Origin of the sequence: Kitasatospora sp. NPDC091257 (assembly GCF_044757675.1) — a bacterium.
GTDB lineage: Bacteria > Actinomycetota > Actinomycetes > Streptomycetales > Streptomycetaceae > Kitasatospora > Kitasatospora lactacystinica.
This window is the reverse complement of record NZ_JBIVVI010001860.1, coordinates 1-1,100: the sequence shown is the minus strand read 5'-3', so window position 1 is coordinate 1,100 and position 1,100 is coordinate 1. Positions and strand designations below refer to the sequence as shown.

Below are 1,100 nucleotides of genomic sequence, written 5' to 3'. Positions count from 1 at the left end.
GGTGCCGCGCTGAGCGCCAAGGGCAACGCGGATTCCGCGGCGGGTTCGGCCGAGCAGGCCGGTGCCTACGCGGACAGCGCCGGCGGGCAGTCGGCGAAGGCCAAGCAGGCCGCGGCGGCGACGCGTCGCGCGGCCGCCGAGGCCGGCCGTGCCGCCGCCGCCTCGCAGCAGCTCGCCGGGGAAGCCGCCGCACAGGCCGAGGCCGCCAAGACGCTGCTGGCGTCCGCTGCCTCCCACGCCGCGGCCGCGGCACAGGCCGCGCGGGACGCCGCCGACCACGCCGGTCAGAGCAGCAACGCCGCGCAGGAGGCGACCGACCACGCGAACGCCGCCTCCGGCTTCGCCACGGACGCCCAGACCGCGGTCGACAAGGCCAACGCCGTCCAGGACCTGACCCGTCGCACCGAGGCGGAGGACCTGGCCAACCGCACCGCGGCGGCCGTGGAGAAGGCCCGCAAGGCCAAGGCCGACCAGGCCGACAAGCAGGCGCAGACCGACCAGGCGGCCCAGGAGGTCCAGCAGGCGAAGGCCGAGGCCGACCGCCTCGCCCAGTTGGCCAACCAGCCCGGCGCCACGCCCGCGCAGGTCGCCACCGACGGCCGCAAGCTCGCCCTCATCTCCCGCAAGATCTCCGGCACCTGGGGAGAAGCAGCGGCCGAGGCCGCCCTCACCGGCAACGACAACGCGGTCTTCTCCTACCTCAAGGCCGGTCGCAAGCAGGCGGAGGAGCACGACGCCCGCGACCGCGCCACGCAGGTCTACACGGACTCGGAGAGCGACGCGGTCCGTACCGCCGCCTACACCGCGCTCCAGGGCAACACGGACCAGGTCGGCCTGTTCCTGACCAGCGGCCAGGCAGAGGCTGCCGCTCCCGACAACCGGCTGACGATCACCCGCATCAGCGACAACGCGGGCCCGGCCGTCAAGGCCGCCGCCGACGCCGCGCTGCGGGTCAACACCCCCGCCGCGCTGCGGGACTTCCTCGGCAAGGGACTGACCGACGCCCAGGCCGCCGACGACCGCCTGACCGCCGTCCGGCTGGAGGACGCCCCGGACACCGAGCCCGAGCTCAAGGCCGCCGCCCGGATCGCCCTCGAAGG

The 1,100-nt window shown here is 75.7% G+C and carries 1 pseudogene; it reads left to right on the top strand.

The features are described from left to right. Window positions 1–1,100: pseudogene (locus tag ACIQOV_RS42510) on the top strand (hypothetical protein); the annotation flags it as partial.